The sequence below is a fragment of the Streptomyces sp. NPDC058864 genome (genome assembly GCF_042742985.1).
Classification (GTDB): Bacteria; Actinomycetota; Actinomycetes; order Streptomycetales; family Streptomycetaceae; genus Actinacidiphila.
In genome coordinates this window covers 23,600-35,902 of sequence record NZ_JBHYMQ010000081.1, presented here as the reverse complement: position 1 = coordinate 35,902, position 12,303 = coordinate 23,600, and the positions used below count along the sequence as shown (strand labels likewise).

At 73.7% G+C, this 12,303-nt stretch carries 10 protein-coding genes; 4 read left to right on the top strand and 6 right to left on the bottom strand.

Features of this window, described 5'->3' with window-relative positions:
- Window positions 1-207: 207 nt before the first annotated feature.
- From ACFW3D_RS36710 to ACFW3D_RS36695, 4 genes are all read right to left on the bottom strand, one after another.
- The gene (locus ACFW3D_RS36710; protein ID WP_500512030.1) at window positions 208-1,290 is read right to left on the bottom strand and encodes a Zn-dependent alcohol dehydrogenase; all 1,083 of its coding nucleotides are present in this window, start codon (window positions 1,288-1,290) and stop codon (window positions 208-210) included.
- A 25-nt stretch (window positions 1,291-1,315) separates the two neighbouring features.
- On the bottom strand, window positions 1,316-2,710 hold the full coding sequence (locus tag ACFW3D_RS36705) for an aldehyde dehydrogenase family protein (RefSeq protein ID WP_500512028.1): 1,395 nt from the start codon (window positions 2,708-2,710) through the stop codon (window positions 1,316-1,318).
- A gap of 88 nt (window positions 2,711-2,798) precedes the next feature.
- On the bottom strand, window positions 2,799-5,033 hold the full coding sequence (locus ACFW3D_RS36700; RefSeq protein WP_500512026.1) for a molybdopterin oxidoreductase family protein: 2,235 nt from the start codon (window positions 5,031-5,033) through the stop codon (window positions 2,799-2,801).
- Window positions 5,034-5,153: 120 nt separating this feature from the next.
- Complete coding sequence (locus tag ACFW3D_RS36695) at window positions 5,154-5,810, bottom strand: TetR/AcrR family transcriptional regulator (protein ID WP_500512024.1); 657 nt, start codon at window positions 5,808-5,810, stop codon at window positions 5,154-5,156.
- Between the two features lie 66 nt (window positions 5,811-5,876).
- Here ACFW3D_RS36695 and hmgA point away from each other — a divergent pair, with 66 nt between their 5' ends.
- The 3 genes from hmgA to ACFW3D_RS36680 are packed head-to-tail and all read left to right on the top strand — an operon-like array spanning window position 5,877 to window position 9,207.
- Complete coding sequence (gene hmgA / locus ACFW3D_RS36690) at window positions 5,877-7,202, top strand: homogentisate 1,2-dioxygenase (protein WP_500512022.1); 1,326 nt, start codon at window positions 5,877-5,879, stop codon at window positions 7,200-7,202.
- Window positions 7,199-7,960, top strand: coding sequence for a GntR family transcriptional regulator (locus ACFW3D_RS36685; RefSeq protein WP_500512020.1), 762 nt, complete (start codon window positions 7,199-7,201; stop codon window positions 7,958-7,960). Before hmgA ends, ACFW3D_RS36685 begins: the two co-directional genes overlap by 4 nt.
- 14 nt (window positions 7,961-7,974) lie before the next feature.
- Window positions 7,975-9,207, top strand: a complete 1,233-nt coding sequence (locus tag ACFW3D_RS36680; protein WP_500512018.1) for a type ISP restriction/modification enzyme — start codon at window positions 7,975-7,977, stop codon at window positions 9,205-9,207.
- A gap of 125 nt (window positions 9,208-9,332) precedes the next feature.
- Here the strand turns inward: ACFW3D_RS36680 and ACFW3D_RS36675 are convergent, their stop codons facing one another.
- Window positions 9,333-9,596 carry a hypothetical protein gene (locus tag ACFW3D_RS36675; protein ID WP_500512016.1) on the bottom strand — a complete coding sequence of 88 codons (264 nt, stop codon included), beginning with the start codon at window positions 9,594-9,596 and terminating at the stop codon, window positions 9,333-9,335.
- A 116-nt stretch (window positions 9,597-9,712) separates the two neighbouring features.
- Window positions 9,713-10,546: an anti-sigma factor domain-containing protein gene (locus ACFW3D_RS36670; protein ID WP_500512014.1), complete on the bottom strand. Its 834-nt coding sequence runs from the start codon at window positions 10,544-10,546 to the stop codon at window positions 9,713-9,715.
- Between the two features lie 175 nt (window positions 10,547-10,721).
- Between ACFW3D_RS36670 and ACFW3D_RS36665 the strand changes: the two genes are divergently transcribed.
- On the top strand, window positions 10,722-12,293 hold the full coding sequence (locus ACFW3D_RS36665) for a DUF4331 domain-containing protein (protein WP_500512012.1): 1,572 nt from the start codon (window positions 10,722-10,724) through the stop codon (window positions 12,291-12,293).
- The last annotated feature ends 10 nt before the right edge of the window (window positions 12,294-12,303 follow it).

The following is a 12,303-nucleotide window of genomic DNA, read 5'->3' as shown; positions in this document are numbered from 1 at the left end:
GGGTGCGCCCGGAAGCGACGAGCGGTGATGCCGGTGACGCAACGGCCCGGCAAATCCGCGAGCGCTGAGGACGTGCGCCGGCGCGCCACCGACCCACAGACGGACAGAGCGCAGACCCGCACTGACCGCACCGGGGCCACGGGAGGGCGGGCGGGAAAAGAACCCCAACCGCAACCACAACCCACCCGCACACGAGGGACGCGCCGGTCAGAAGACGACCAGCGAACGCCCGCCGCGCCCCGCGCGCATCGCATCGAACGCCCCCGGAATCCCGTCCAGCCCGATCCGCTCCGTGACCATCGCCGAGAGGTCCAGCCGCCCCGCCCGCACGTGCTCCGCCAGCAGCGGCAGGTCCCGCGCCGGGTCGCTGTTCCCGTACACGCACCCGGACAGCGTCCGGCCGAAGTGGAAGAGCTCCAGCGCGGAGAAGGAGACCAGGTCGCCCTTGCCGCCGATGCCCACGACCGTCGTGCGCCCGCCGCGCCGCGTCGAGGACCACGCGGAGCGGATCGTCTCGCCGCGCCCGACGCACTCGATGGCGACGTCCGCCCCGTGCCCGCCGGTCAGCTCGCGGACGCGCTTCGCGATGTCCTCCCCCGCGAGGAGGAACTCCGTGGCGCCCGCGGCCCGCGCCAGGGCCTCCTTCTCCGGGGAGACGTCGACGGCCACGACGGTGCCCGCTCCGGCGATGCGCGCGGACTGGAGGACGGCGAGGCCGACGCCCCCGATGCCGAAGACGGCGACGGACTCTCCGGGGCGCACCCCGGCGCTGTGGTGGACCGCCCCGTACCCGGTGAGCACGGCGCATCCCAGGAGCGCGGCCTCGGTCAGGGGGACCCCGTCCGGGAGGGGCAGGACCGCGCCCGCCGCGACCACGGTCTCCTCGGCGAACGCGGCCGACCCGAGCCCCGGGTAGAGCTCGGCCCCGCCGTCCGCGAGCTTGGCGTAGGGCACGCCCGCCGCCGCGCCCGCGGCGGCGCAGAGCCAGGGCTCGCCGAGCCCGCAGTAGTGGCAGCTGCCGCAGGAGGGCGCCCAGTTGAGGACGACCCGGTCGCCGGGGGCCACGTCCGTCACGCCCTCGCCCACGGAGACGACCGTGCCGGCGCCCTCGTGCCCGAGGACGGCGGGTACCGGCTGCCGCAGCGTCCCGTTGGACAGGGACAGGTCGGAGTGGCACACCCCGGCCGCGGCGAGCCTGACCCTCACCTGGCCCGGGCCGGGTTCGGGCAGGTCGATGTCGGCGAGGGTGAGGGGCGCGTTGACGGCGGGCAGTACGGCGGCGCGGACCACGGTGTTTTCTCCTGCGCTCGGGCTGTCAGAACTGGAGGGACTTGGTCTGGAGGTACTCGGTGAGGCCGTGCGGGCCGAGCTCGCGGCCGACCCCGGACTTCTTGTAGCCCCCGAACGGCGCCAGCGGGTTGAAACGGCCGCCGTTGATGTCGACCTGGCCGGTGTCCATGCGCCGGGCGAAGGCGACGGCCGTGGCCTCGTCGCCCGCCCAGACCGCCCCGGCGAGGCCGTAGACGGTGCCGTTGGCGATGCGCAGCGCGTCCCCCTCGTCCTCGTACGCCAGGATCGACAGCACGGGGCCGAAGATCTCCTCCTGGGCGATCGTCATCTCCGGGGTGACGTCGGCGAAGACGGTGGGAGCGACCCAGTAGCCCCGCGCCCGGGGCACGTCGGTGCCGCCGGCCACGAGGCGGGCGCCCTCCTCGACGCCCTTGGCGATGTAGCCGCGGACGCGCTCGTGCTGCCTGGCGTTGACGACGGGGCCGATACGCTCGCCGGGCACGTACTTAGCGGCCGCGGTCGCGGCGAGGGCCACGGCCTCCTCGTAACGGTCGCGGTGGACGAGCATGCGGGTCCAGGCGCTGCACGTCTGGCCGGTGTTGGACATGACGTTGGCGACGCCGACGTTGACGGCCTTGGCGAGGTCCGCGCCCGGGAGGATGACGTTGGCGGACTTGCCGCCGAGTTCCAGGGCGACGCGCTTGACGGCGGCACCCGCGGTCGCGGCGATCTGCCGGCCGACGGCGGTGGACCCGGTGAAGGAGACCAGGTCCACGTCCTCGTGGGCGGCCAGGGCCTGCCCGGCGACCGGCCCGAGGCCGGTGACGAGGTTGAACACGCCCGCGGGCAGGCCCGCTTCGTGGACGGCCTCGGCGAAGAGCTGGGCGACCAGCGGGGTGTCCTCGGCGGGTTTGAGGACGACGGTGCAGCCGGCGGCAAGCGCCGGGGCGACCTTGGCGACGATCTGGTGGAGCGGGTAGTTCCACGGGGTGATCGCGCCGACCACGCCGACGGGCTCGTGGAGGACGGTGGAGTTGCCGATCCGCTCCTCGAAGGGGTGGGTGGCGGCGAGTTCGGCGTAAGAACCCGCGACCGCGATCGGGAGCCCCGCGTGGACGGCCTGGCTGAAGGCCAGCGGCGCACCCAGTTCGGCGGTGACGGTCTCGGCGATCTCCTCCTTGCGGGCGGCGAGGACGTCGCGCAGCGCGGCGATGCGGGCGGCCCGCTCGGCGGGCGGGGTGGCCGCCCAGCCGCGGAAGGCCGCCCGGGCCGCGCGGACGGCGGCGTCCACGTCGTCGGCGGTGCCGGCGGGCACGGTCGCGAACACCTGCTCGTCGGCGGGGTTGACGACGTCGATCGTCCCCGTGCCGGCGGCGGGCCGCCAGTCGCCATCGATGTACATCCCGTCGTGCGGCTTCATCCCTTGTCCTCCCGGGCGGACCTGCCGTGGAACGCCCAAACTAGCGCCGATAGTTTTCTGTTTCCAGGGCGGTGACCCGTGCGGTGGATCACGCCGGGGCGACCTGGACCGGGAATCCGTTGAGGACGGCGGTGCCCGAGAGCGGATCGAGCAAGGTGCCGTCGAGCAACTGGTTGAGGTTGGCCCCCGGTTCGCGGGCCGCGACCGTGAGCCGGGTGCCGGCGCGGTCGTGGCCCCAGCCGTGCGGCAGGCTCACCACACCGGGCCGCACCGCGTCCGTGACCTCGACCGGGGCCTCGATCTCGCCGCCGTCGCCCTTGATCCGGGCGGGCGCCGCGTCGGTGAGGCCGAGGCGGGCGGCGTCCTCGGGGTGCACCTGGAGGGTGCAGCGGTTGCTCCCGCCGGCCAGCGCGGGCACGTTGTGCATCCAGCTGTTGTTGGAGCGCAGGTGGCGCCGGCCGATGAGGACCAGTCCGTCCCCTGACCGGCCGGTGACCGCCGCGAGCAGGCGGGGCACGTCGGCGGTGAGCGGCGCGGGCGCCAGTTCGATCGTGCCGGAGACGGTGCGCAGCACTTCGGGGACGCGCGGGCGCAGCGGGCCGAGGTCGATCCCGTGGGGGCGGTCGAGGAGCCGGCGCAGACCGAGGCCGTCCGGGTCGGCACCGAAGCCGTCTCCGTACGGGCCGAGCCGCAGCATCATGTCGAGCCTCCGCTCGTACCCGGTGTCCCCGGTGAGCGCGGCGGCCAGTTCGGCCGGGTCGCGGCCGTGGACCGCGGAGTGCGGGTCGGCGGTCTCCTTGGCCAGGCGGTGGGCGACGGCCTGCTCGTCGACGAGCGCGGGGTCGGCGTCCGGGCCGAGGCCGCCGAGGAGGAGGGCGAGCCGGGCGAGGATCTCCGGTTCGCCGGGCCTGCCGTCCTCCAGGGGGATCGCGGACGGGCTGTAGCGGGCGTTGTTGCGCACGGCGAAGTTGCCGAACGCGAAGTCGTAGTGGGCGCTGCGGGAGGGCGGGGGCGGCGGCAGGACGACGTGCGCGTGGCGGGTGGTCTCGTTGAGGTACGGATCGACGCTGACCATGAAGTCCAGCCCCGCCAGTGCGCGGTCGAGGCGGGCGCCGTCGGGGGCGGACAGCACCGGGTTGCCGGCGATGGTGACCAGGGCCCGGATGCGCCCCTCGCCGGGGGTGTCGATCTCCTCGGCGAGGGCGGCGGCGGGCAGTTCGGAGGCGACCTCGGGGTGGCCGGAGACCCGGCTGCGCCACCGTCCGGTGGTGAAGCCGCGGCCGGGGCCGGCCGGGCGGGGGGCGCGCACGGTGGCGGGCAGCGGGAACATGGCGCCGCCGGGCCGGTCGAGGTTGCCGGTGAGGATGTTGAGGACGTCGATCAGCCAGCTGGCGAGGGTGCCGAAGCGTACGGCGGTGCTGCCCAGGCGCCCGTAGACGGCGGCACTGGGGGCGGCGGCCAGGTCGCGGGCGAGGGTGCGGATCCGCTCGGCGGGGACGTCGCAGTACGGGGCGACGGCCTCGGGCGTGAAGTCGCGGGCCAGGGCGCGGACCTCGTCGACGCCGGTGACGTGGACCTCGAGCCGGCCGAGGTCCGTGAGCTCCTCGTCGAACAGCACGTGGACGGCGGCGAAGAGCAGCGCCGCGTCGGTGCCGGGGCGCGGGGCGATGTGAAGGTCGGCGAGTTCGGCGGTGCGGGTGCGCTTGGGGTCGATGACGGTGAGCCGGCCGCCGCGGCGGCGCAGCGCCTTGAGCTTGCCGGGGAAGTCGGCGGCGGTGGCGAGACTGCCGTTGGAGACCAGGGGGTTGCCGCCGATGACGACCAGGTGGTCGGTGCGGTCCAGGTCGGGCACGGGGACGGCGAGCGCGTCCCCGTAGAGGTGGCCGCACGCGGCCTGCTTGGGCATCTGGTCCAAGGTGCTGGCCGAGAACAGCGCGCGGGTGCCGAGGGCGCGGATGATCATCGGCGGGTAGAGACCGCCGGCGATGGTGTGCACGTTGGGGTTGCCGAGGTAGACGCCGGTCGCCGCGTCGCCGTGGGTCGCGCGTACGCGGGCGGCCCCTTCGGCGACGGCCGCGTACGCCTCGGCCCAGGTCGCCTCGGCGAGCACGCCGTCGCGGCGCACGAGCGGGCGGGTGAGCCGGTCGGGGTCGCCGTCGACCTGGCCGAAGGAGGCGCCTTTGGGGCAGATGAAGCCCGCGCTGAAGACGTCGTCACGGTCGCCGCGGGCGCCGGTGACCCGGTCCGCTTCGATGGTCAGGGTCAGTCCGCATGTGGCCTCGCACAGCGGACAGATACGCAGGGCGGTACGACTGCTGGCCATCGGGCCTCCCGGGGCAGGGCGCTTCCTCGTGTGCGGTCACCATACCGACCGGTATGCATGTCGGGATAGCATCTCGGGGGCGTGCTCGCGGAGACGTGCTCGCGGGGACGGCGCCGCGGGCTACGGCTCCAGGACCCCGGCCAGGTAGGCGCGGAGCAGTTCCTTGGTCTCCGCGATGAGCGCGGCCTCGCCCTGCGGGTCGGCGCGGAAGGCCATCTTGAGCAGCGCGTCGGCGGCCTCCACGCCCACCACGAAGGCCGTCCGCAGCCGCCGGTCGTCGGTCACGGACACGCCTGCGTCGCCGAGCGGGGCGATGAGCAGGGCGCGGAGCCGGTCGGCGACCAGGTGGTTGGCCAGGTCGTTCACGGCGGGTCCCGGGGCGGGGCCCGCGAAGCTGACGAGGGCGAAGCCCGGCACCGTACGGCGCATCGCGACGTACTGGTCGACGACGACGTCGATCAGCCGGCGCCAGTCCCCGGGGGCGCCGTGGGCCGCGCCGAGGGCGTCGAGGCGGTCCGTGACCCCGGCCAGGTACTTGTCGAGGTTGCGGCGGGCGAGCGCGTCGGCCATGGCGCGCTTGTTGGAGAAGAAGCGGTAGACCGAGCCGATGGGCACCCGCGCGCGGGCGGCCACGGCGCGCGTGCTCAGCTCCTCGTAGCCGCTCTCGTCGAGGATCGCCGCGGCCGCGTCGAGGATCCGGGCGAAGCGTTCGGCGCTGCGCTGCTGGACGGGGACGCGCCGGAGACCGTTGCCGCTGCTGTGCACGAGGTCCATCATGCCGGTTTTCCACAGGGACCGGCCGGTCCCTTGCGGGGTTGATTCCTATGGACAACCATAGGAATCGTGACCAGCACAGAGATCACCAGCACGCAGATCCAGGACGGCAAGGACCTCACCTACCTCCCCGGCTTCGGCAACGAGCACATGAGCGAGGCGGTCCCCGGAGCGGTTCCGGCCGGCCGCAACTCCCCGCAGCGCGCCCCGCTCGGCCTCTACGCGGAGCAGCTCAGCGGCACCGCCTTCACCGAGCCGCGGCATCACAACCGCCGCTCGTGGCTGTACCGCATCCGTCCCTCGGCGGCCCATCCGCCGTTCCACCGAATCGGCAACGGGCGGCTGCGGAGCGCGCCCTTCGCGGCCGAGCCCGATCCCAACCGGCTGCGCTGGAGCCCGCTGCCGCTGCCGGAGGAGCCGGTCGACTTCGTGGACGGCCTGGTCACCGTCGGGGGCAACGGTGACGTGCTGCGCCGCGAGGGCATCGGCATCCACTGGTACGCGGCCAACCGCTCCATGGACAGCCGGGTGTTCTCCTCCTCCGACGGCGAGCTGCTGATCGTGCCGGAGCGCGGCCGGCTGCTGCTCCGTACCGAACTGGGCGTCCTGGCCGCCGCGCCGGGCCATGTCGCGCTGGTCCCGCGCGGGGTGCGCTTCCGCGTCGAACTGCCGGACGGCGAGGCGCGCGGCTACGTCTGCGAGAACTACGGCCAGCACTTCCGGCTGCCGGACCTCGGCCCGATCGGCGCCAACGGCCTGGCCAACGCCCGGGACTTCATGGCGCCCGTGGCTGCCTACGAGGACCGCGAGGAACCGGTGGAGGTGGTGAACAAGTTCGGCGGCAACCTGTGGGCCGCCGAGTACGGCCACTCCCCCCTCGACGTCGTCGGCTGGCACGGCAACCTGGTGCCGTACGTGTACGACCTGCGGCGCTTCAACGTGCTGGGCAGCGTCAGCTACGACCACCCGGACCCGTCGATCTACACCGTGCTGACCTCGCCCTCCGACACCCCGGGGCTGGCCAACGCCGACTTCGTGGTCTTCGCGCCGCGCTGGCTGGTCGGCGAGGACACCTTCCGTCCGCCGTACTTCCACCGGAACGTGATGAGCGAGTTCATGGGGCTGATCGAGGGCGCGTACGACGCCAAGGCGGAGGGCTTCGTCCCCGGCGGGGCGTCGCTGCACAACATGATGTCGGCGCACGGCCCGGACCGGACGACCTTCGACAGGGCGAGCGCCGCCGAGCTGGTCCCGCAGAAGGTGGACGACGGGCTGGCCTTCATGTTCGAGACGCGCTGGCCGGTGGTGGCGACACCGGAGGCTCTGGGGGCGGAGCATCTGCAGCGGGACTACGACGGCGTGTGGCGGGGGCTTGAGCGACACTTCAGGCCATGACGACGAGCCCGAGCAGCACCTTCGCCCCCGACTCGCTGGTCCTGAACCGCAAGCTCCCGCTGTGGTACCAGGTCTCGCAGTCCCTGCGCGCCTCGATACTCGGCCGTCGTCCGGACGCCCCGCTGCGGCTGCCGACCGAGGACGCGCTGGCGGGGCACTACGGCGTCAGCGTCCTCACGATGCGGCAGGCGCTGAAGGAGCTGGAGGAGGAGGGGCTGATCAGCCGCCACCGGCGGCGCGGCACGTTCATCGAACCTGCCGCGCTGCGCGGGGCGCCGGTGCGGCTGCTGGGCTCGGTCGACGCGATCGTCGCCCAGCAGTCCGGGGACCGCACCAGCGTGCTCGGCCACGGCCCCTCGCCCGTGCCGCCGGAGTTCGCCGAGTACTTCCCCGGAACGGCGGACACCGTCGCCTACCGCCGGCTGCGCTGCGACGAGTCGGGTGAGCCGACCAACTGGGCGGAGAACTTCGTCCTGCCGGAACTGGCCGCCCGGATCGACCTGGCGGACCTGGCGCGCTGGCCGATGACGAAGGTGCTGCGGGACGCCCTCGGAGTGCGGATCAGCCGCATCACCGACACCGTCGAGGCGAGGCTGGCCGACCCGGACACCGCCCGGCTGCTCCAGGTGCCCCTGCTCAGCCCGATCCTGCACTACACGGGGGTGACCTACGACGACACCGGCCGCGTGGTCGACGTGGTGCGCATCCACTACCGGGGCGACCGCTTCTCCTTCACCGTGACCATGGAGGCACCCTGAGGGGCCTCAGTAGCATGCTCACAGTGAGCGATGAAGCGCCGACGCCGGCCGACCTGATGCCCTGGTCCGTCCCGCCCCTGCGCCTGGGGCGGAGCTGGATCATGGCCCCCGAGGCGGCGATCCTCACCGCGCGCTGGGACCGGCTGGTGAAGGCCGGGGGCGCCGAGCGCGAGCGGCTGTTCCACCCGACCCGGGCGCGCACCCCGCGCACCGCCGTCGCCCAGCTGCCGGGCCATCCGGCGCCCACCACCCGCCTGGAGCGCGAGGACGGACCGTGCGCGGAACCGGTGCGGGTGCTGCACGGCCCCTACGACCAGCAGTGGCTCATCCCCGACCAGCGGCTGATCGACGCCGCCCGCCCCGAGTTGTGGCGGGTCGCCGACGAGGACCGGCAGCTGTACGCGGTGGAAACGGCGCGTCTGCCGCAGGTCCCGGGGCCGCCGCTGGTCTTCTCCGCGCTGCTCCCCGACGGCCACTCCGCCGCCGGCCGGCCGGGCCGCATCCGGCCGCTGTTCCGCCGCCCCGGCGGGCTGGACCCGAACCTCGCGCCGGGTCTGCTGGACCTCCTGGCCGAGCGGCTGGGCACCCCGGTCGCCGCCGAGGACGTGCTCGCCTGGATCGCCGCCCTCGCCACGGGCTCGCCCGTCGAGGTCCCGCTCACCGCCGATCCGGCGCTGTGGGCGGAGGGCGTCGCGCTGGGCCGCCGGCTGCTGTGGCTGCACACCCGGGGCACCCGCTTCGCCGATCCTGCACAGGGCCGCCCCGCCGGGCACCCCCGGCTGCCGGGCGGCCGGCGCCCCTACGTCAGGGCGCCGCTGCCGGACGTGCCGCGGAAGGCGCCGTCGTACGACCCGGAGGAAGAGGCGCTGCTGCTGGGGGACGGGCGGGTGGCGCCGGTGCCGGAGGCGGTGTGGGAGTTCCACGCCGGGGGGACGCGGGTGCTGGAGACCTGGTTCGAGCGGCGTATCCCCGACGGGGCCGCGGAGGGCCTCGACGCGATCTCGCCCGCCGCCTGGCCGCGGGCGAGGACGACCGAGCTGCTGGAGCTGATCAGTGTGCTGGCGCTGCTGGCGGAGCTGCGGCCGTCACGCCGCGCGCTGGCCGCCCGGGTCGCGGCCGGGCCGCGGATCGGTGTGGCCGAGCTGCGGGCCGCACACGTGCTGCCGGTGCCGGCAACGGCGCGCCGTCCGGCCTCCGTGCTGGATCACCACGAGGAGGGTCCGGACGGGCAGTTCGCCCTGCTGTGACCACAAGTCGACATGACAACAGGCCCGGACGGAGCACACCGACGCGCCGCATGAAGCAGCGCGGTGCCGGGACGGTGTACTGCGCCCGAGCCTGTCCGCTGAAGGAACGCCGAGAACGCCTCCGGTCAGCCGCGGCTGCCGAAGAGCGAACGGCGCAGCCGCCGCAGCGGCGCGAACAGCGAAACGCGCGCCCCGCGGCTGGCGTTCGTGCGCACGTGGTCGCGCGAGGTCAGCTCGCGCATCAACAGCGTGGCCTCCTCCGCCTCCCGCTGCGGCGCGGCAGGGCCGGCCAGCACCGAGAGATGGCGGTCGAGACGCGCGCTGGACGCGCTGCTCCCGCACGTGATGGCAGGCACTCGCGGCCTGCTCCGCATTGCTATCTGATCCATGACACTCCCCACCCGTTCGAGGGCACCCGGCACCGGGCAGGGTAACCCTATCGTCCTGCGGCGTCACCTATGCATCCGCGTTCCCGGATTCACCTTTCCGTCAAGGGGGTTGACGGTCATGAGCCGATCCCCAGTGCGAGCAGCGGAAGTTGGACCACGGCGTCCGAGGTCGGCACCGCGGATCCGCCAGTCGGCTCAACCGTCACGGTGAAGGCGTACGACCGCTCGTCCAGCCCGCCGGTCACGAGAGGCCCGGACGTGCCGCCCGCCGCCGGATCGGCACCCAGCACCCCGAGGGAGCGGAAGGACGTGGGGCGTTCGCTCACCAGCCACAACTGGTAGACATCGCGCCCCTCCAGCGGCGGCAGCCCGTGCACCGTCACCACGGCGCGGCGCGTGTCCCGTGACACCACGGCGGTCACCCCCCGTCCGTGGTCGTCGCTGGAGTAGACGGGGCGGGCGTCGCCGGCCGTGAGGACCTCGTTGACCGCGCGCGCGTCCCCCCGTTCCCGGTCCAGTTGCGCGGCGGTCCGCAGCAGCAGGGCGCCCAGCACCGCGCAGACCAGCAGGGCCGCCCCGGCGCCCGTCGCGGCCAGACGCGTCGCGGACGGCCGGCGCCACGCCTCCCGCCACCGGGCCGGCGGCGGACCCTCCGGGCCATCCGGGACCTCCGAGACCTCCGGGACCTCCGGCACCCCCGGGACGCCCCGCGCGCCGTCCACCGGCGGCGGCATCACCGGCAGCGGCACCATCGGAGGCGGCACCATCGGAGGCGGCGCCGGCACGGCGGAACCCCCGGCACCGAGCCGCACGGTGTCCCCGGCCAGCCGCCGCACCCGGTCCACACACGCGTCGCAGCGCATCAGATGCCGTTCGAATCGGCGCAGTTCCCGCGGCGTGAGGGTGTCGAGCGCGTACGCCGCGGCCAGTTCGTGCACGGAACCTCTCATGACTCGCCCCGCTTCCCTCCGCGGTGCGCGCACCGGCCGGCCGGGCCAATATCACGTTACAACCCTGTGACACAAATTCACCCCGGTCCGCCAATCCGCCCTCCGACCGGCCCCGAACAACCCACGCAGGACCTCTTCCAAGGGGGAGGGGCCAGACTCGCGAAGGACCGACGCGATGACCGCACACAGCAGGAGCAGGCTCAGGGCCCGGTTCGGGCGATCGCGCACGATCGCCCTGCTGGCCGCGGGCGCCGTGGCCGCGGGGGGACTCGCCGCGATGGGCGTCACCGGACTGGAGCCGGGGACGGCCCAGGCGTCCAGCCACCGGGAGGCGCCGCTGATCTCGGGGCAGCCCCAGTACGACACCACGGACGTCTACGCGTTCGTCAGCCCCGACCACCCGGACACCACCACCCTGGTGGCGAACTGGATCCCGTTCGAGGACCCGGCCGGCGGTCCGAACTTCTACAAGTTCGCCGACGACGCCCAGTACGACATCCACATCGACAACGACGGCGACGCGCAGGGCGAATACCTCTACCGGTGGACGTTCCAGGACCACCTCCGCAACAAGAAGACGTTCCTCTACAACACCGGCCCGGTCACCAGCCTCGACGACCCGGACCTGAACTTCTTCCAGACCTACGACATCGACCTGTTCCGGTTGCACGACCAGCAGGTCACCGGCCGCTACAAGATCGCGAACGACGTGCCGGTCGCGCCGTCGAACGTCGGCAAGGCCTCGATGCCGGACTACAGCGTGCTGCGCCGGCAGGCCGTCAAGAACCTCGGCCGCGGCACCACGGCCTTCGCCGGCCAGGCCGACGACCCGTTCTTCCTGGACCTGCGGGTCTTCGACCTGCTCTACGGGGGCAATCTCTCCGAGGTCGGCGACGACACCCTCAAGGGCTACAACGTCAACACCATAGCCCTGCAGGTCCCGACGGCCTCGATCCGCCAGTCGGCGAAGCAGCCGGTGGTCGGCATCTGGTCCACCACGCAGCGGCGGACCGCGAACGGCGACTGGGCGCAGGTCTCCCGCCTCGGCATGCCGCTGGTGAACGAGGTGGTCAACCCGCTCAAGGACAAGGACCGGTTCAACGCCTCCTCGCCCTGGAACGACGGCCAGTTCCTCAAGAACGTGACGCACCCCGAACTGCCCAGGCTCATCGAGGGCATCTACAAGATCAAGGCCCCGTCCACCCCGCGCAACGACCTCGTCCAGGTGTTCCTGACGGGCGTGCCCAAGCTCAACCAGCCGCCGCACGTCCGCCCGGCGGAGATGCTGCGGCTCAACACGGCCGTGCCGCCGACCGCGGGGCCCAAGCGGCTCGGGGTCCTGGACGGCGACAACGCCGGCTTCCCCAACGGCCGCCGGCTCGGTGACGACGTCGTCGACATCGCGCTGCAGGTGGTGGAGGGCGAACTGGTCGGGTCGAAGAACGACCTGGGCGACGCCGTCGACGCCAACGACCAGGCCTTCGGCGCCAACTTCCCGTACGTGGCCCTGCCGGCCTCCGGCTCGGACGGCCCACTGGCCAAGCCGGCCACCAACTCCGCGCAGACCAACGGGGTCACCCAGCTCAACGGGGGCGGCCTGCTCACGGGCGGCGGTGACGACGACAACACCGTGCTGATCGCATCCGCGGCCTCCGGCGGCGCGGGCGTGCTGCTGATCGGTGCCGCGCTGCTGTGGTGGCGGATGCGCCGCCGCCCCGCCGGCCGCCGGGCGCACGGCCGGGCCTGAGGCCCGGTCC

What these genes read in the sequence shown, in the direction of transcription:
- ACFW3D_RS36705 (WP_500512028.1), bottom strand. Translation starts at nt 2,710, where the DNA reads ATGAAGCCGCACGACGGGATGTACATCGATGGCGACTGGCGGCCCGCC.
- ACFW3D_RS36700 (WP_500512026.1), bottom strand. Translation starts at nt 5,033, where the DNA reads ATGGCCAGCAGTCGTACCGCCCTGCGTATCTGTCCGCTGTGCGAGGCC.
- ACFW3D_RS36695 (WP_500512024.1), bottom strand. Translation starts at nt 5,810, where the DNA reads ATGATGGACCTCGTGCACAGCAGCGGCAACGGTCTCCGGCGCGTCCCC.
- ACFW3D_RS36685 (WP_500512020.1), top strand. Translation starts at nt 7,199, where the DNA reads ATGACGACGAGCCCGAGCAGCACCTTCGCCCCCGACTCGCTGGTCCTG.
- ACFW3D_RS36680 (WP_500512018.1), top strand. Translation starts at nt 7,975, where the DNA reads ATGCTCACAGTGAGCGATGAAGCGCCGACGCCGGCCGACCTGATGCCC.
- ACFW3D_RS36675 (WP_500512016.1), bottom strand. Translation starts at nt 9,596, where the DNA reads ATGGATCAGATAGCAATGCGGAGCAGGCCGCGAGTGCCTGCCATCACG.
- ACFW3D_RS36670 (WP_500512014.1), bottom strand. Translation starts at nt 10,546, where the DNA reads ATGAGAGGTTCCGTGCACGAACTGGCCGCGGCGTACGCGCTCGACACC.
- ACFW3D_RS36665 (WP_500512012.1), top strand. Translation starts at nt 10,722, where the DNA reads ATGACCGCACACAGCAGGAGCAGGCTCAGGGCCCGGTTCGGGCGATCG.